We start from the raw sequence: 16,856 nt of genomic DNA on the forward strand, positions 1-16,856 counted from the left end.
GCCACCGGACTTAGAGTGTCTCGCTGGCGAAGTCGGCCAAGCGAGAGCGCTCACCTCGGGCCAGCGTGATATGACCACCATGGGCCCATCCCTTGAATCGGTCCACGGCGTAGGTCAAGCCTGAAGATCCTTCGGTCAGGTAAGGCGTATCGATTTGGGCCAGATTGCCCATGCAGATGATCTTGGTGCCCGGGCCTGCTCGGGTGATCAAGGTTTTCATCTGCTTGGGCGTCAAGTTTTGGGCCTCATCAATGATCACGTATTTGTTCATGAAGGTGCGGCCCCGCATGAAGTTCATGCTCTTGATCTTGATGCGGCTCTTGATCAACTCGTTGGTGGCAGCGCGCCCCCATTCCCCTGCATTGCCACCATCGCCTTTGGCCAGGAATTCGAGGTTGTCGTCCAAGGCGCCCATCCAGGGGCCCATTTTCTCTTCTTCGGTGCCCGGCAGAAAACCGATGTCCTCGCCCACGCTGACGGTGGCACGGGTCATGATGATTTCAGTGTAACGGCGATCGTCCAGTACCTGGGTCAGGCCTGCAGCCAATGCCATCAAGGTCTTACCCGTGCCCGCCGTACCTGCCAAGGTTACGAAATCCACATCCGGGTCGGTCAGCAGATTCATGGCGAAGTTCTGCTCGCGGTTGCGGGTGGTCACGCCCCAGACAGCGTTCTTTTGAGAGGTGAAGTCCTTGAGTGTTCGCAGCACAGCGGTTTTGCCACGGATTTCTGTTACGCGTGCATACAGGCTTGGCTCGCCGGGGGCTTCAAAAAACACAAACTGGTTCATGAACAAGCTGGGCACCACCGGGCCGGTGATCCGGTAATAGGTGTGTGTGCCTTGTTGCCAGCTTTCCACCGACTTGCCGTGCTTGGTCCAGAAGTCGGCAGGCAAGGCGAAAGAGCCGGGGTAAAGCAGGTCACCGTCTTCCAGGGTTTTGTCGTTCTGGTAGTCCTCTGCTTGCAGGCCGAGGGCGCGGGCTTTGACCCGCATGTTGATGTCCTTGGAGACCAGGACCACATCTCGTGGCTGGTGCAGCTCACCGAGCGCCTTCACCACGCCCAGAATCTGGTTGTCGGCTTTGCCCTGGGGCAGTGCCAATGGCAAGCTCAGGTCCAGCGCCTGTGTTTGGAAAAACAATTGCCCCAGGGCATCGGTGTAGCCCGTGGTGTTCAGGGGCGAGCCTTTGCCCAAATCAGCGCCTTGCGCCGAAGCCAATGCGTCCAGTGAACGGCTGGCTTGACGCGCATTGCGGGCCACTTCGGTCATGCCTTTTTTGTGCCCATCGAGCTCTTCCAGCACGATCATGGGCAAGAAAACATCGTGCTCTTCAAACCGAAACAAGCTCATCGGATCGTGCATCAGCACGTTGGTGTCCAGCACGAACAGTTTGGTCGGACCACTTCCACGCTTGATGCGAACGGGTTTGGTTTTGCTCAGGGACTTCTGGCTCGGTTGTGGCGCCGGGGCTGGGGCGGCAGGGACAATTTCAGGCTTGGCCTGCGCGGCCTTGAAACTGCGTTTGGAGGGTGAGGGTTCGACTGTGGCGGGTAAGGCCTGTTGCTCAGGGGCAGCACTGTCGAGGTCAGCGAGCTGATCGTCAAATGCCTTGTGGGTCAGACGGCTGGCGCGTTGGGTGGGGGCGGGTGGCAGTGGCATGGTCGAAGGCCTCTTGAAAAGTGGAAAAAATACCGACTAAAAAAGAAAAAGCCGCCTGGAGGCCAAGGCGGCTTTTTCGTGGAGTAAAGGGCTGATTTTCAGCGGCATGAATTCATTATGCACGAGCCCTGTGACAAGACCTGTTGAAGGTCTTGAAAAATCATTTGGCTTTTTTCAGGTCTTTGACTGCCTTGAGGACTTCTTCCACATGACCGGGTACTTTGAGGCCGCGCCATTCTTGTTTCAAGGTGCCGTCTGGGCCGATCAAAAAGGTGCTGCGCTCAATCCCCTTGACCTTCTTGCCGTACATGATTTTGTTTTTGACCACGCCGAACATGTGACACATTTTTTCTTCTGTGTCGGCAATCAATTCAAAAGGCAACTCAAGTTTGGTCTTGAAATCGTCGTGTGACTTCATGTTGTCACGCGAGACGCCAAACACTGCTGCGCCGGCTTTCGCGAAGTCTTTGTACTTGTCGCGAAATTGCATGGCTTCGGTGGTGCACCCAGGGGTGTTGTCCTTGGGGTAGAAATACAACACAACGGTTTGGCCGTTGTGGGATACGTTCGAAACTTTCAGACCGCCGGTGGCGTTCGCTTCAAATTCGGGAAGGGGTTTGTTCAGAACGATCGCCATAAAACTTTGAACTCGCTAGACTGGTTGAGCTTTTGCCGCCATCGGTGGCGTCAGCTTCGCTAAAGGCTGCGTGCCTTGACAACCTTCTATTTTACTCTGAAAGAATAGTGCGCTGATACCGGTTAACCATGACGGTCAACCCAGCGCGAAATGCATTCTTTAGGATTCGATCAGCAGGGCGGCAAACACTTTGCGTCCTTCGCTGGCCAAGATGTTGTAAGTGCGGCATGCGGCCAAGGTGTCCATGCTTTCCAGGCCGATGCCTTTGCTGATCAAGGGCCTCAACAATGAAGCGGGTGGAAATTGCAGCTTCTTGCCACAACCCAAAAGCACCAGTTCCACGCCATCTTGAGCCAGCTCTTCAAAGGCTTGGGCGCTGAGTTCGTTGAAGTGCTTGGGCGTCCAGGTCCATGAGGCCACACCATCGAGGCTGCTGACCACCACCGATTGCGTGTGCTTTTCGCCGTTGACTTCGATCCAGCCCGGCCCATGGGCATTGATGGTCGGTGCATTGGACTTGTCGGGTTGGAGTTTCATGGACAGTTCTAAAACGAGCGTCACGGCTCGGGTGTGGACGGCGGGAATGGGCCTGAAATTGTGGTCAAATTATAGGTTTTCCCTTACAGCCAAGCCTTTGGAGGCCCATTGAAGCCCATTCAGAAATCCGCCAAGCTCGCCAACGTCTGCTATGACATCCGCGGCCCGATCATGGACCGTGCACGTCAGATGGAAGAGGACGGCCACAAGATCATCAAACTGAACATCGGAAACCTGGCGGTTTTTGGCTTTGATGCGCCGGAAGAAATCCAGCAGGACATGATCCGCAACCTGCCCAATTCGGCGGGTTACTCGGACAGCAAAGGCATCTTTGCGGCGCGCAAAGCGGTCATGCACGAGACCCAAAAGCAGGGCATCTTGGGCGTCACCCTGGATGACATTTACCTGGGCAACGGCGCCAGCGAATTGATCGTCATGGCCACCAACGGCTTGCTTGACGATGGCGATGAGTTGCTCCTGCCTTCCCCCGATTACCCTTTGTGGACGGCTGCTGCCAGTTTGTCTGGCGGCACACCCGTGCATTACCGCTGCGACGAAGCCAATGGCTGGATGCCCGATTTGGCCGACATCCGCGCGAAAGTCACGCCCCGCACCAAGGGCATCGTGGTCATCAACCCGAACAACCCCACTGGGGCGCTTTATTCGGACGATTTGTTGATGGGCATTGTGGCCATTGCGCGTGAACATGGCTTGGTGATTTTTGCCGACGAGGTTTACGACAAGGTCCTGTACGACGGTGTGAAGCACACCCCTTTGGGCAGTTTGTCGCAAGATGTGTTGACCTTGACTTTCAACTCCCTGTCCAAAAGTTACCGCTCCTGCGGTTACCGGGCAGGGTGGATGGTGATTTCGGGGGACAAGAAGCCCGCCAAGGACTACATCGAGGGCTTGAACATGCTTTCGAACATGCGCTTGTGTGCCAACGTGCCAGGCCAGTGGGCCATTCAGACGGCGCTGGGCGGTCACCAAAGCATCAACGAGTTGGTGGGCGAGGGCGGTCGCCTGCGCAAGCAGCGCGACATGGCTCACGAGCTCATCACGGCGATCCCGGGGGTCAGCTGTGTGAAGCCACGGGCTGCCCTGTACATGTTCCCCAAACTCGACCCCAAGATTTACCCCATCCAGGATGATCAGGATTTCTTCTTGCATTTGCTGGAAGAAACCAAGGTCATGCTGGTCCAAGGCACGGGCTTCAACTGGCCCGACCCGGACCATTTCCGAATCGTGTTCTTGCCGCATGTGGATGATTTGCGCGAAGCGATTGGCCGCGTGGCCCGCTTCCTGGAAGGTGCACGCAAGCGTTTTGGCACCGACCATTTGGTGGCCTGAAATTTTTTGAATCAAGACCCGGAAAGTCCGGGTCCAACTGTAGAAGAGAAGTCGATGAATCCGATCAAAGTGGGCCTGTTGGGCATTGGTACCGTAGGCAGTGGCACCTTCAATGTGCTCAAGCGCAACCAGGAAGAAATCCAGCGCCGTGCAGGCCGTGGCATTGAAATCGCCATGGTGGCCGATCTGAATGTGGCACGTGCCCAAGAGGTGGTGGGCGCTGGCGTGAAGGTGGTGTCCGATGCCCGCGAGGTGATTGCCAATCCAGAAATCGACATCGTGATCGAGTTGATCGGTGGTTACGGCATCGCCAAGGCCTTGGTGCTCGAAGCCATTGCCGCAGGCAAGCACGTCGTCACGGCCAACAAGGCTTTGCTGGCTGTGCATGGTACCGAAATTTTCGCGGCGGCCCAAGCCAAAGGCGTGATGGTGGCTTTTGAAGCCGCTGTGGCGGGTGGCATCCCGATCATCAAGGCGCTGCGTGAAGGCCTGACGGCCAACAGCATTCAGTGGGTGGCCGGCATCATCAACGGCACCACCAACTTCATCTTGTCCGAAATGCGCGACAAAGGCCTGGACTTTGGTGTGGTGCTCAAGGAAGCGCAACGCCTGGGTTATGCCGAAGCCGATCCAACTTTTGACATTGAAGGCGTGGACGCAGCCCACAAAGTGACCTTGATGAGCGCGATTGCTTTTGGCATTCCCGTTCAGTTTGACAAGGCCTATGTCGAAGGCATCACGAAGTTGGGCGCTGCCGACATCAAGTACGCCGAGCAATTGGGCTACCGCATCAAGCTCTTGGGTATCACCAAGCGCACCGCGCATGGCGTAGAGCTGCGTGTGCACCCCAGCTTGGTGCCGACACAGCGTTTGATCGCCAACGTCGAAGGCGCCATGAACGCGGTGATGGTGCAAGGCGATGCTGTGGGCACCACCTTGTACTACGGCAAGGGTGCAGGCTCTGAACCCACGGCCAGCGCCGTCATTGCCGACTTGGTGGACATCACCCGCTTGCACACGGCTGACCCTCTGAACCGTGTGCCTCATCTGGCTTTCCAGCCCGGCGCCATGAGCGACCTGAGGGTCTTGCCCATGTCCGAGGTGGTGACCAGCTATTACCTGCGTTTGCGCGTGGCCGATCAGGCCGGTGTGCTGGCCAAGTTGACCGGTTTGCTGGCCGATGCGGGCATCAGCATTGACGCCGTTTTGCAGCGCGAGGCCGATCAGGTCAGCCAAGCCGATGAAAACCAGACCGATGTGATCATCTTGACCCACGACACGCGCGAAGGCACTTTGAACGATGTGTTGGCTCAGATGCAATCTTTGCCCACCGTGATGGCACCGATCGTCCGCATTCGCAAAGAAGAGTTGAACTGATGCGTTACCTGTCTACCCGTGGTCATGCGGACCGCAAACGCTTTTGCGAAATCTTGCTCGAAGGCCTGGCACCCGATGGCGGTTTGTACCTGCCCGAGTCCTACCCCAAGGTGGATGCCGCTGCATTGACCCGCTTGCGTCAAGTTTGGCAAAACCAGGGCTATACCGCGCTGGCGTTTGAAATTTTGTCGCTCTACATCGACGACATTCCCGCGCAGGACCTCAAAGCCTTGTGCGACAAGACCTACACAGAAAAAGTGTTTGGCACTGCGCAGATCGTTCCGCTCAAGCCTTTGCAAAGCGCAGGCAGCGCCAAGCCAGAGCTTTACCTTGAAGCCTTGTCCAATGGCCCGACATTGGCCTTCAAAGACATGGCCATGCAGTTGCTGGGCAACTTGTTCGAATACGAGTTGGCCCGCCGTGGCGAAGAGCTCAACATCTTTGGCGCAACTTCGGGTGATACCGGTAGTGCTGCCGAATACGCCATGCGCGGCAAGAAGGGCGTGCGTGTCTTCATGACCAGCCCCCATGGCCGCATGAGTCCATTTCAGCAGGCCCAAATGTTCAGTCTGCTGGATGAAAACATCCACAACATCGCCATCGAAGGCGTGTTTGACGACTGTCAGGACCTGGTCAAGGCGGTGTCCAACGATCTGGATTTCAAGCGCCAGTACAAAATCGGCACGGTCAACTCGATCAACTGGGCCCGCTTGTTGGCCCAGGTCGTCTACTACTTTGCCGGTTACTTTCAGGCCACCCAAGGCAACGACCAGACCGTGAGCTTCACAGTACCCAGTGGCAATTTCGGCAACGTGTGTGCCGGCCATGTGGCCCGCATGATGGGTTTGCCCATCCACCGACTGGTGGTCGCCACCAACGAAAACGACGTCCTCGATGAGTTCTTTCGCACTGGCGTTTACCGAGTGCGCGGCACGTCAGACACGCACGAAACATCGAGCCCCTCGATGGACATTTCCAAGGCCAGCAATTTTGAGCGCTTTGTGTGCGATCTGCTCGAACGCGACACCGCGCAGGTCAATGCTATTTTCGGCGAGGGCTTGAGCCGTCAAGGTTTCTTCGATTTGTCCGCTGACCCACGCTTTGCCAAGGCGGCAGATTTTTATGGCTTCCAAAGCGGCAAGAGCACGCACGCCGATCGCCTGAAAACCATCCAGCAAGTGTTCGCCAAGTACGGTGTGATGATCGACACCCACACCGCTGACGGTGTGAAAGTGGCGCAAGAGCATCTGGACCCCAGGGTGCCGATGATCGTGCTCGAAACCGCTTTGCCGATCAAGTTTGCAGCCACCTTGGTGGAAGCGCTGGGTCGTCAACCCGATCGCCCACCGCAGTTCGAAGGCATTGAAAGCTTGCCCAAACGCGTGACGGTCATGAAAGCGGATCTGGCCGATATCAAGGCCTACATCTCCAAACACTGCGATTGAGGCCAGACATGTTCAGCGGCAAAAGATCCCCCTTGATGCCTCTGGACGAGGCGCTGTCTTCACTGCTGTCGCACATCAGCCCATTGACCAGCTCCGAGCTGGTGGCGACCTTCGATGCCGATGGCCGGATCCTGGCCGAGGACGTGGTGTCTTTGCTGCAAGTGCCTGCCTTTGACAACTCGTCCATGGACGGCTATGCCGTCAGGCGTGCCGACCTGCTGACTGGTGAGGCTTTGCAGGTCACGCAGCGGATTGCGGCAGGTCATGTGGGGCAGCCCTTGCAAGCAGGACAGGTGGCCCGCATTTTCACGGGGGCTCCCGTCCCGCCTGGGGCTGATGCGATCGTTATGCAAGAACAAGCCGAGGTTGTGGAGCCCGGCGATGTGCCCAAGGTTCGCTTCACCCACCAAGCGGCTGAAGGCGAGTGGATTCGCCGCAGCGGAGAAGACATCCGGAAAGGGCAAACCGCGCTTCGACGCGGCCAAAAACTGGGCCCGGCCGAGTTGGGCTTGGCAGCCAGTTTGGGCTTGGCGCAACTTCGGGTGGTCGCGCGCCCTCGGGTGGCTTTGTTTTCCACGGGGGATGAGTTGGTCATGCCCGGGGATGTGTCGCCGCAAGACATGCCTGCAGGTGCGATTTACAACTCCAACCGCTTTTTCTTGCGTGCATTGCTGCATCGCCTGGGCTGCGAAGTCAGCGATCTGGGCATCGTGCCAGACAAGCGCGAGGCCACCTTGGCGGCCTTGAAAACAGCAGCAGATCACCACGATTTGATCTTGACCAGCGGCGGCGTATCGGTCGGTGAAGAAGACCATGTGAAACCTGCCGTGCAAGCTTTGGGCGCCTTGTCTTTGTGGCAAATCGCCATGAAGCCCGGCAAACCCTTCGCCTATGGTCATGTGCAACGTGAATCGGTCGGTGGTGCGGCCCATTTTGTGGGCTTGCCCGGCAATCCGGTGTCCAGCTTCATGACCTTCTTGCTCTTGGTTCGGCCTTTGATTTTGCAGTTGCAAGGCGCCGATCCTTCCATGCCCGCACCTGTGCACTTGCCCGCTCATTTTGCGGTACCCAAAGCCGATAAGCGCCGTGAATTTTTGCGTGTTCGCCGCAATGCACAAGGTGGGCTGGATCTCTTTTCCAACCAAAGCTCTGGCGTTTTGACATCGGTGGTTTGGGGTGATGGGGTGATCGATAACCCCGCAGGTCAAACGATTGCCCAAGGCGATGTCGTTCCATTTTGGCCTTTTGCAGGATGGCTGTGATGAAAGTTGAAATCCGTTACTTCGCCTCCTTGCGCGAGACCTTGGGCCTGTCCAATGAAACGGTGGAAACCCAGGCCGCTGATGTGGCCAGTTTGCGCCGCGAATTGATCGCCAAAGGTGGCGCGCATGCGCAAGTCTTGGCGCCGGGTCGGGCGGTGCGGGTGGCCGTCAATCAGGTCATGGCCAACGACGCGACCGCCCTCATGGACGGATGTGAGGTGGGCTTTTTCCCGCCGGTGACCGGAGGCTGATCGCATGACACAACGCGTCGCCATTCAGGCCGCAGACTTCGATGTGGCTGCCGAAATTCAAACCTTGCGGGCTGAGGATTTGCGTGTGGGGGCCGTGTGCAGTTTTGTCGGCACCGTGCGCGATACACGCGCACTGACAGGGCAAGCTCAGGACGAAGTGCAAGCCATGGAGCTGGAGCACTATCCGGGCATGACTGAAAAATCGATCGAAGCCATGATCGATGAAGCCCATCAACGGTTTGATTTTTATGGGGCCCGCGTGGTACACCGCGTTGGGCGTCTCTTGCCCGCCGATCAAATTGTGCTGGTGGTGGTGACTTCGGCCCATCGGGGCGAGAGCTTCAAAGCCTGCGAGTTCTTGATGGACTACCTCAAGACGCAAGCGCCATTCTGGAAGAAAGAGCAAACACCCCAAGGCGCCCAATGGGTGGATGCGCGGGTGTCGGATGATGCGGCGCTGGCGCGCTGGGGCATCACGGCCACCAACAGCTGAAGACCGGCGCTCAGTGGGTGTAGCGCGGGGCAGGGTCTTTCGGCACTTCAGCTGGCTCCACAATGGCCGCTGTTTTGGCCGCTGTGGTGAAGCCCCATTCGGCCTTGGCCAGGGCCTGCTGGATCAAGTGCACCAAACCATGCACCAAGCTGGCCTGCAGGTTCAGCTGGCATGACTTGATGGGGGCATCAACGGTTTTTTCTTGGAACGTGACCAACAAACCGCCGCCTGTTTGCAAACTCAATTGGGCGTCGGTGATCAGCATGGGCTCTTCGCCCAAGGGTCGCTGCTCAGATGACGCTTCGAACGGTGATGAAAAGTCGGCTTTTTGCAAAAATGCCTCGCGCTTGATCTCGGTCAGCATTTTTTGTGACGTAGGGTCTGGCACAGCCACGCCAGGCTGGCTCGCCTCCAGACGCACCACCGACTGGTCAATCGCAGGCATGAGGCGCAAACACATGCGGCGTGTGAGCCAGAAACGGAATTCCTGCTTGTCAAGTGTGTTCAGGCGCAACAAGATGCGGTCTTGGCGCTCTTCATAACTGACCGAAAGCTGATGAATGTTCATGATTTGATTTTAGGCAAATTCCCGAAGGCTGCCTGCGCTTGAAAATGCAAGTTGCGGCCCAAGTTAGGAAGCATTGGAGAACCATTCATGCGCATAGACAAGTTAACCACCAAATTCCAGGAAGCCTTGGCAGACGCCCAGTCCCTGGCCCTGAGCCGAGACCACGCCTACATCGAGCCCGTCCACGTGCTGGTGACCATGCTCAAGCAAGACGAAGGGCCAAAAGCCTTGTTGCAACGTGCAGGCGTTCAGGTGCAAGCTCTCTTGCAAGCCGCCGAAGCGGCCGTTTCACGTTTGCCCCAAGTCACCGGACAAGACCAGGTACAAGTCGGCCCTGAGCTCGTGAAGTTGTTGCAAGCGGCTGAAAAAGAGGCCATGAAAAAAGGCGATGCTTTCGTGGCGAGCGAACTGTTCTTGCTGGCCTTGGCCGACAGCAAGGCCGAAGCAGGGCGCTTGTGCAAGGAAAGCGGCCTGTCGCGAAAAAGTCTCGAGTCGGCTGTGGATGCCGTGCGTGGTGGCCAGACCGTGGGCAGTGCCGATGCCGAAGGTCAGCGCGAAGCCCTGAAAAAATACTGCATCGACCTGACCGAGCGCGCCCGCATGGGCAAGCTCGATCCGGTGATCGGCCGTGACGATGAAATCCGCCGGGCCATTCAAGTGTTGCAACGCCGCACCAAGAACAACCCGGTGCTCATTGGTGAGCCGGGGGTTGGCAAAACCGCCATCGTTGAGGGCCTGGCCCAGCGCATCGTGGCTGGAGAAGTGCCTGATTCGCTGCGGGGCAAACGTGTCTTGTCCCTGGACATGGCCGCTTTGCTGGCCGGTGCCAAGTTCCGCGGTGAGTTTGAAGAGCGGCTCAAAACCGTGCTCAGTGAACTGGCCAAAGACGAGGGCCAGACGATTGTGTTCATCGACGAGCTGCACACCATGGTGGGTGCAGGCAAAGCCGAAGGGGCCATGGATGCGGGCAACATGCTCAAACCCGCATTGGCCCGTGGGGAGCTGCATTGCGTGGGCGCCACGACTTTAGACGAGTACCGCAAATACATTGAAAAAGATGCCGCTTTGGAGCGCCGTTTTCAGAAAATCTTGGTCAGTGAACCCTCAGTCGAAGCCACCATCGCCATCCTGCGGGGCTTGCAGGAAAAATACGAAATTCACCACGGGGTGGACATCACCGATCCGGCCATTGTGGCGGCGGCGGAGCTCAGCCACCGTTACATCACCGATCGGTTTTTGCCCGACAAGGCCATTGACCTGATTGACGAGGCGGCGGCCAAAATCAAGATCGAGATCGACTCCAAGCCTGAAGTCATGGACAAGCTCGATCGCCGTTTGATCCAACTGCAAATTGAGCGTGAAGCGGTGCGCAGAGAAAAAGACGAAGCTTCCCAAAAGCGCTTGACTTTGATCGAAGAAGAAATCATCAAGCTCAAGAAAGAGGCTGCCGATCTCGAGGAAATTTGGCAGGCCGAAAAAGCGCAAGCCCAGGGGGGGCAGCAAATTCGTGAGCAAATAGACCAACTGCGCCAACAAATCGAAGAGCTCACCCGTGCAGGCGATTTCAACAAAGTGGCCGAATTGCAGTATGGCCAGTTGCCAGCGCTCGAAAAAACACTCAAGGACGTGCAGGCCAAAGAAGCCGTCCCGGGCGAAAAGCCCGTGCACCGCTTGCTGCGCACCCAAGTGGGCGCCGAAGAGATCGCGGAAGTGGTCTCGCGAGCGACGGGTATTCCTGTGTCCAAGATGATGCAAGGCGAGCGCGAGAAATTGCTTCAAATGGAGGGGAAACTTCACCAGCGCGTGGTGGGCCAAGACGAGGCCATCGCAGCTGTGGCCAATGCCATTCGGCGTTCACGCTCGGGTCTGTCTGATCCCAACCGCCCAACCGGCTCTTTCTTGTTTTTGGGCCCTACCGGCGTGGGCAAAACCGAGTTGTGCAAAGCTTTGGCGGGCTTTTTGTTTGACAGCGAGGACCACTTGATCCGCGTGGACATGAGCGAGTTCATGGAAAAACACTCGGTGGCCCGTTTGATCGGTGCGCCTCCCGGCTATGTGGGCTATGAGGAGGGGGGCTACCTCACCGAAGCGGTGCGCCGCAAACCCTACAGCGTGTTGTTGTTGGACGAAGTGGAAAAAGCCCACCCAGATGTCTTCAACATCTTGCTGCAGGTGCTCGATGATGGACGTTTGACGGACGGTCAGGGCCGAACGGTGGACTTCAAGAACACGGTGATCGTGATGACCTCCAATTTGGGCTCACACCTCATTCAGGCCATGGTGGGGCAGCCCGCCGAAGACATCAAGGATGCGGTGTGGGACGAGTTGAAGGCCCATTTCAGGCCCGAGTTCCTCAACCGCATTGACGAGACCGTGGTCTTCCATGGTTTGGATGCGCAACACATTGCCTCCATTGCCAGCATCCAGTTGCAGGCTTTGCGCGATCGCCTGGCCCGCATGGATTTGAGCCTCGATGTCAGCCCAGCGGCCTTGTCGGAATTGGCCAAAGTGGGCTTTGATCCGGTTTTCGGTGCGCGACCTTTGAAGCGAGCCATCCAGCAGCGGCTTGAAAATCCCTTGTCGCGTCTCTTGCTTGAAGGGCGCTTTTCACCCAAAAGCCGCATTGAAGTGTCTGTGGACCCAGTGCAAAACCCGGGGCACTTCGATTTCAAGGTGATTGAAACTGCGGCTTGACCTATTGGGTTGACCCGCTGGCTTGGTCGGGGCATGGTGGCGACACCGTGCCCCTTTTTTCATGGCTAAACTGCCAGTTTTGCAGCGCGACTGAAACTTCAGATCCTTGAATCCGTTCGCTGCAAGCCTGAAAGAGTTATCCCTATGCCATCGGCTTCTTCCGACGCAGCGCCCCTCGTCCCTTTGTCTTCCGACGCCAAGGTGATGGGTTTGGTGGGGTTGGCACATGCCAGCTCCCATTTTTCCCACCTCTTGTTGCCCTTGCTGTTTCCGATTTTGATCCGGGACTTTGGCTGGTCCTATGCTGAATTGGGTTTGCTCAGCACCTTGTTCTTTGTGGTCTCGGGCGTGGGGCAAGCCTCGGCCGGTTTTGTGGTTGACCGATTTGGTGCGCGGCCTGTTTTGTTTGCCTCCATGGTCTTGTTCACCTTGGCCTGCCTCTTGGCTTCGGTCGCGCAAGGTTATGCCGCACTCATGGGCGTGGCCGTTTTGGCGGGCCTTGGCAATGCGCCATTTCATCCGGTGGATTTCACGATCTTGAATCAACGGGTCTCAACGCCCAGACTCGGCTATGCCTTCAGTGCCCATGGTTTGAGCGGCAATCTGGGGTGGGCTGTCGCACCCGTCTTTTTCACCGGGTTGGGGGCGCTGTGGGGGTGGCGTGAGGCCTTTGTGGCGGCCGCCGTGATGTATGCGGCCTTGTTGCTGCTTTTGTGGGTCTACAGGGATGACTTGCACACTGATGCGTCAGCACGCCCTCAGGCTGGGCAGGTCGCTTCTCAAGATTTGAACTTCGTGCGCTTGCCAGTGGTTTGGTGGTGCTTTGCTTTCTTTTTGTTGTCGACGGTCACCTTGGCGGTGGTTCAGAATTTCTCAGTCCCCATCCTCAAAGCTCTGCATGGGGTGAGTTTGGAAGTGGCATCCATGACCTTGACGGCTTACATGCTCTGCGGTGCATTGGGCATGTTGGCGGGTGGCTTCGTGGCGGCCCGTTGGCCTCGCTTGAGCGACCGTGTGGTGGCGATCTGTATGACTTGTGCGGCTTTGCTGATGGCTGTTTGCGCCAGTGGCTTTTTCGGTCAAACCGGCACCCTGTGGGTGCTGGCGGCAACGGGTTTTGCCGTGGGTGTAGGGGGGCCTAGCCGTGATTTGATGATCAAGAAAGCCACGCCCAAGGGCGCAACCGGCCGTGTTTATGGCTTGGTTTATTCTGGGCTGGATGTGGGCTTTGCCTTGTCGCCCATTTTCTTCGGCGCCCTGATGGATCACGGTCACTACCAGGCCACCTTGCTGGGGGCGGCCTTGGTCCTTTTGCTCAGTGTCGTGGCCGCTTTGGGCGTGGGCAAGAGAACGCTCGCACAGGCTTGAGGACCGTTTACCTGGGCGACAGCCCAGCATCTGCCTCATGGGCAAAATCGGCGCATGAATTCAAAAATTGCCGGCCATCTGCTCGTTGAATGCCTCCTGGCCCAAGGTGTGACCCATGCTTTCGGTGTGCCCGGTGAGAGTTACCTCGCTGTTCTTGACGGTTTCCATCTGCACCGCGACCAGATCCGATTTGTGATCTGCCGCCAAGAAGGGGGAGCGGCCTACATGGCCGAAGCACAAGGCAAGCTCACCGGCCGGCCCGGCGTTTGCTTTGTGACCCGGGGACCAGGCGCCACCAACGCCTCGATTGGCGTGCACACGGCTTTTCAGGACTCCACGCCCATGGTCTTGTTTGTGGGCGATGTGGCCAGTGACACGCGTGACCGTGAAGCTTTTCAAGAGATGGACTACACCCATTTCTTTGGGCCATCGACCAAGGGCATGGCCAAGCGTGTGGAGCGCGTGGATGACCCAGAACGTTTGCCCGAGTATGTGGCCCGTGCTTTTGCCACCGCCATGAACGGCCGACCAGGCCCTGTGGTGCTGGTCCTGCCCGAAGACATGCTCACGCAAACCATCGTCCATGCGCAGCCCTTGCCCCGCGTGGAGCCTGTGCAGGCCTGGAGTGATCCGGGTGCATTGCGCAGCTTGCGCGATTTGCTCTTGCAGGCCACCAAGCCATTGGTGATCTGCGGTGGCGGGGGCTGGACTGTGCAGTCGGCCCAAGCCTTGGAGCGGTTCGCAGAAAACTGGCAATTGCCGGTGGCCAACGCGTTTCGATTCCAAGACACCTTTGACAACCACCATCCCCAGTACGCGGGTGATGTGGGCATCGGCATCAACCCCGCATTGGCTGCGCTGGTGCGTGACTCGGATTTGATTGTGGCCATCGGTCCGCGTTTGGGAGAAATGACCACCGGCGGATACACACTGCTCAAAGCCCCGAAAACATCACAAAAGCTGGTCCACATCCACGGCAGCGCTGAAGAGTTGAACCGGGTCTACCAAGCCGATCTGGCCATTCTTTCGACCATGAACGCGGCAGCCCGAAGCCTGGAAGTGCTGACAGCGCCGCCAACGCTTCCATGGGCAAACTGGACCGCAGCGGCCAATGCGGCTTACCTCGATAACTTGAGGCCGCAAACCCTGCCAGGGGACATCGACATGCCGGCCATCGTGGCGACTTTGAAGAAGCATCTGCCCGCCGACGCGGTCTTGACCAATGGCGCAGGCAACTTCGCCAGCTGGATGCACCGTTTTTTCAAGCACCACGGACTTGTCAAGGGGCTCAAGACACAGTTGGCCCCTACCGTAGGGGCCATGGGCTATGGTGTGCCGGCTGGCATTGCGGCTAATTTGCTCACCGGTCGCTTGGCCTTCACCATTGCAGGCGATGGCGACTTTTTGATGAACGGTCAAGAATTGGCCACGGCTGTCCAGCACGGTGGCAAGAGCATCATCTTGTTGCTCAACAATGGCATGTACGGCACGATCCGCATGCACCAAGAGCGCTAATACCCCACTCATGTCACCGGCTCACAACTGAGCAACCCTGATTTTGTGATGCTGGCCAAGGCCTATGGCTACGCTGCCACGCGCATTCACAATACACAAGAGTTTGAGGCGGCTCTGCTGGCCGCTTTGCAATGCGAGCAGGGCACTTTGATTGAAGTGATGCTGGACCCCGAAGTGATCACCACCCGAGGCACCTTAAGCGCCATCACCCAATCGGCCTTGGCCAAGCAAAAGACCGGAAACAGCTGATCGCCAACAGGCAACAAAAAACCCGCCGAAGCGGGTTTTTTGTGGGCAGTCACCGAATCACTTCAGGTGCTTGCCGATCAAGCCAGCCATTTCAAACATGGTCACTTGAGCCTTGCCGAACACAGCCTTGAGTTTGTCGTCGGCGTTGATCGCACGGCGATTGGTGGCATCTTGCAAGTTGTGTTTCTTGATGTAAACCCACATCTTGCTCACGACTTCGGTGCGTGGCAGGGGAGTGGCGCCCACCACGGCAGCCAAGGCGGCGCTGGGGGTCAGAGCTTTCATGAACGCAGCGTTGGGGGTGCGCTTTTTAGCTGGAGCTGCTTTTTTAGCAGGGGCTTTGGCCGCTACTTTTTTTGCAGGTGCTGCAGCTTTTTTAGCTGGAGCGGCTTTCTTGGCCGGTGCTGCTTTTTTAGCGGGAGCAGCTTTTTTGGCCGGGGTTTTTTTCGCAGTTGCCATGGTTAAGTTCCTTTGATCGGAAGTTGGTTCGCCGCTGAGAAACAATGCGTTTTCAGCTGAATGCATGCTACTGGAGAAAAGGGCAGTTTCCAAGAGGAAAAATCAGTTTTTGCTAGGGGTTGTTGCGTATTTGTGAGGCCTCATGAGCATTTTTATGGCTTTTGCCCTGTCGTGGTGCGTATGGCCTGCGTAAGAGGCGTGTTTTCCACTCGCTCATTTTTAAGGAAACGCGCATGAGCTCTCTGCCCCATTTGGATTTTTCGACCTGTGACTTGTGTGATGAGTACAAAGCCGATGAAAGCGGCACTTTTCGATACGTGCCCACCGTTTTCCAAAACTACGGTGCCCGCGAGAAGTTTGCAGGCCCTGTTTTGACCATCAAGTGCTGCGAAGACAACAGCCACGTCAAACAAGCGGTGGAGTCCGAAGGCCATGGCCGTGTGTTGGTGGTCGATGGTGGTGCGTCCATGCGCAAGGCGCTCTTGGGCGGCAACTTGGCTGCAGCGGCACAGCGCAATGGCTGGGCAGGCGTTGTGATTGACGGTTGCGCGCGCGATGCTGCTGAGTTGGCGGTTTTGGACTTGGGCATTCGCGCCTTGGCCTTGAACCCCATGCCCACGCAACGCGCATTACAAGGTCAAACCGGATTGCCTGTTTTCATTCAGGGTGTTCGGGTCCAAACGGGCGATTGGCTCTATGCAGACGCCGATGGCATGGTCATCAGCAGCCAAGCCTTGCACCGAGTTTCATGATGCGCACTCATGTTTTCATAATTTGAAATATTGATGTGTTGCAGTGCATCAAATTTTCTCAATATGGGAAATGACGTTTTGTATTGAGAAAAATATTTCGTAAGGCATTGATTTTAAACAAATAAAAATAAGTCTTGTATAAGACATAAGAATGAAAATAAGTCTTGTACAAGAGTTAAGATTTGAACAACGACGAAGCAGAATCCGCTGCCTACATCGCCCGATTTCAACTTGACTTC

Annotated in this window: 14 protein-coding genes and 1 pseudogene; 10 read left to right on the forward strand and 5 right to left on the reverse strand. The window is 57.0% G+C overall.

Features of this window, described 5'->3' with window-relative positions; genetic code table 11:
- Window positions 1–10 precede the first annotated feature (10 nt).
- The 3 genes from QLQ16_RS02120 to QLQ16_RS02130 all read right to left on the reverse strand — a co-directional run bounded on the left by QLQ16_RS02120 (window position 11) and on the right by QLQ16_RS02130 (window position 2,834).
- Entirely contained in the window at window positions 11–1,660 is a 1,650-nt protein-coding gene (locus QLQ16_RS02120) for a PhoH family protein (RefSeq protein ID WP_283223027.1), read from the reverse strand.
- Between the two features lie 160 nt (window positions 1,661–1,820).
- The gene (locus tag QLQ16_RS02125) at window positions 1,821–2,297 is read right to left on the reverse strand and encodes a peroxiredoxin (protein WP_283223028.1); all 477 of its coding nucleotides are present in this window, start codon (window positions 2,295–2,297) and stop codon (window positions 1,821–1,823) included.
- 159 nt (window positions 2,298–2,456) lie between these two features.
- Entirely contained in the window at window positions 2,457–2,834 is a 378-nt protein-coding gene (locus tag QLQ16_RS02130) for an Mth938-like domain-containing protein (protein WP_283223029.1), read from the reverse strand.
- Between the two features lie 108 nt (window positions 2,835–2,942).
- On the opposite strand from QLQ16_RS02130, the gene QLQ16_RS02135 reads away from it, so the two are divergent.
- The 6 genes from QLQ16_RS02135 to QLQ16_RS02160 are packed head-to-tail and all read left to right on the forward strand — an operon-like array spanning window position 2,943 to window position 9,012.
- Window positions 2,943–4,184 (forward strand): pyridoxal phosphate-dependent aminotransferase, encoded by a 1,242-nt coding sequence (locus tag QLQ16_RS02135; protein WP_283223030.1) that lies wholly within the window; start codon window positions 2,943–2,945, stop codon window positions 4,182–4,184.
- Window positions 4,185–4,238: 54 nt separating this feature from the next.
- Window positions 4,239–5,561 (forward strand): homoserine dehydrogenase, encoded by a 1,323-nt coding sequence (locus QLQ16_RS02140; protein ID WP_283223031.1) that lies wholly within the window; start codon window positions 4,239–4,241, stop codon window positions 5,559–5,561.
- Window positions 5,561–7,006 (forward strand): threonine synthase, encoded by a 1,446-nt coding sequence (gene thrC, locus QLQ16_RS02145; RefSeq protein ID WP_283223032.1) that lies wholly within the window; start codon window positions 5,561–5,563, stop codon window positions 7,004–7,006. Before QLQ16_RS02140 ends, thrC begins: the two co-directional genes overlap by 1 nt.
- A gap of 8 nt (window positions 7,007–7,014) precedes the next feature.
- The gene (locus QLQ16_RS02150) at window positions 7,015–8,268 is read left to right on the forward strand and encodes a molybdopterin molybdotransferase MoeA (protein ID WP_283223033.1); all 1,254 of its coding nucleotides are present in this window, start codon (window positions 7,015–7,017) and stop codon (window positions 8,266–8,268) included.
- Window positions 8,268–8,519: a molybdopterin converting factor subunit 1 gene (moaD, locus tag QLQ16_RS02155; RefSeq protein ID WP_283223034.1), complete on the forward strand. Its 252-nt coding sequence runs from the start codon at window positions 8,268–8,270 to the stop codon at window positions 8,517–8,519. Before QLQ16_RS02150 ends, moaD begins: the two co-directional genes overlap by 1 nt.
- A 4-nt stretch (window positions 8,520–8,523) precedes the next feature.
- Window positions 8,524–9,012: a molybdenum cofactor biosynthesis protein MoaE gene (locus tag QLQ16_RS02160; protein WP_283223035.1), complete on the forward strand. Its 489-nt coding sequence runs from the start codon at window positions 8,524–8,526 to the stop codon at window positions 9,010–9,012.
- A 10-nt stretch (window positions 9,013–9,022) separates the two neighbouring features.
- On the opposite strand, the gene QLQ16_RS02165 is transcribed toward QLQ16_RS02160, so the two are convergent.
- Window positions 9,023–9,580, reverse strand: coding sequence for a hypothetical protein (locus QLQ16_RS02165; protein ID WP_283223036.1), 558 nt, complete (start codon window positions 9,578–9,580; stop codon window positions 9,023–9,025).
- An 87-nt stretch (window positions 9,581–9,667) separates the two neighbouring features.
- Here QLQ16_RS02165 and clpB point away from each other — a divergent pair, with 87 nt between their 5' ends.
- The 3 genes and pseudogenes from clpB to QLQ16_RS02180 all read left to right on the forward strand — a co-directional run bounded on the left by clpB (window position 9,668) and on the right by QLQ16_RS02180 (window position 15,406).
- The gene (gene clpB, locus QLQ16_RS02170; RefSeq protein WP_283223037.1) at window positions 9,668–12,274 is read left to right on the forward strand and encodes an ATP-dependent chaperone ClpB; all 2,607 of its coding nucleotides are present in this window, start codon (window positions 9,668–9,670) and stop codon (window positions 12,272–12,274) included.
- A gap of 144 nt (window positions 12,275–12,418) precedes the next feature.
- The gene (locus tag QLQ16_RS02175) at window positions 12,419–13,642 is read left to right on the forward strand and encodes an MFS transporter (RefSeq protein WP_283223038.1); all 1,224 of its coding nucleotides are present in this window, start codon (window positions 12,419–12,421) and stop codon (window positions 13,640–13,642) included.
- Between the two features lie 54 nt (window positions 13,643–13,696).
- Window positions 13,697–15,406: pseudogene (locus tag QLQ16_RS02180) on the forward strand (thiamine pyrophosphate-binding protein).
- Between the two features lie 57 nt (window positions 15,407–15,463).
- Here the strand turns inward: QLQ16_RS02180 and QLQ16_RS02185 are convergent.
- The gene (locus QLQ16_RS02185; RefSeq protein ID WP_283223123.1) at window positions 15,464–15,865 is read right to left on the reverse strand and encodes an SWIB/MDM2 domain-containing protein; all 402 of its coding nucleotides are present in this window, start codon (window positions 15,863–15,865) and stop codon (window positions 15,464–15,466) included.
- Between the two features lie 233 nt (window positions 15,866–16,098).
- Here QLQ16_RS02185 and rraA point away from each other — a divergent pair, with 233 nt between their 5' ends.
- The gene (gene rraA / locus QLQ16_RS02190) at window positions 16,099–16,617 is read left to right on the forward strand and encodes a ribonuclease E activity regulator RraA (protein WP_283223039.1); all 519 of its coding nucleotides are present in this window, start codon (window positions 16,099–16,101) and stop codon (window positions 16,615–16,617) included.
- Window positions 16,618–16,856: the final 239 nt, after the last annotated feature.

Source organism: Limnohabitans lacus, assembly GCF_030053395.1.
GTDB lineage: Bacteria > Pseudomonadota > Gammaproteobacteria > Burkholderiales > Burkholderiaceae_C > Limnohabitans_A > Limnohabitans_A lacus.

Excerpts from the sequence above, each read along its gene's own strand:
- QLQ16_RS02120 (WP_283223027.1), bottom strand. The coding sequence starts at position 1,660 with ATGCCACTGCCACCCGCCCCCACCCAACGCGCCAGCCGTCTGACCCAC.
- QLQ16_RS02185 (WP_283223123.1), bottom strand. The coding sequence starts at position 15,865 with ATGGCAACTGCGAAAAAAACCCCGGCCAAAAAAGCTGCTCCCGCTAAA.
- rraA (WP_283223039.1), top strand. The coding sequence starts at position 16,099 with ATGAGCTCTCTGCCCCATTTGGATTTTTCGACCTGTGACTTGTGTGAT.
- QLQ16_RS02150 (WP_283223033.1), top strand. The coding sequence starts at position 7,015 with ATGTTCAGCGGCAAAAGATCCCCCTTGATGCCTCTGGACGAGGCGCTG.
- QLQ16_RS02160 (WP_283223035.1), top strand. The coding sequence starts at position 8,524 with ATGACACAACGCGTCGCCATTCAGGCCGCAGACTTCGATGTGGCTGCC.
- QLQ16_RS02175 (WP_283223038.1), top strand. The coding sequence starts at position 12,419 with ATGCCATCGGCTTCTTCCGACGCAGCGCCCCTCGTCCCTTTGTCTTCC.
- QLQ16_RS02140 (WP_283223031.1), top strand. The coding sequence starts at position 4,239 with ATGAATCCGATCAAAGTGGGCCTGTTGGGCATTGGTACCGTAGGCAGT.
- thrC (WP_283223032.1), top strand. The coding sequence starts at position 5,561 with ATGCGTTACCTGTCTACCCGTGGTCATGCGGACCGCAAACGCTTTTGC.
- QLQ16_RS02125 (WP_283223028.1), bottom strand. The coding sequence starts at position 2,297 with ATGGCGATCGTTCTGAACAAACCCCTTCCCGAATTTGAAGCGAACGCC.
- QLQ16_RS02130 (WP_283223029.1), bottom strand. The coding sequence starts at position 2,834 with ATGAAACTCCAACCCGACAAGTCCAATGCACCGACCATCAATGCCCAT.
- QLQ16_RS02165 (WP_283223036.1), bottom strand. The coding sequence starts at position 9,580 with ATGAACATTCATCAGCTTTCGGTCAGTTATGAAGAGCGCCAAGACCGC.
- moaD (WP_283223034.1), top strand. The coding sequence starts at position 8,268 with ATGAAAGTTGAAATCCGTTACTTCGCCTCCTTGCGCGAGACCTTGGGC.
- clpB (WP_283223037.1), top strand. The coding sequence starts at position 9,668 with ATGCGCATAGACAAGTTAACCACCAAATTCCAGGAAGCCTTGGCAGAC.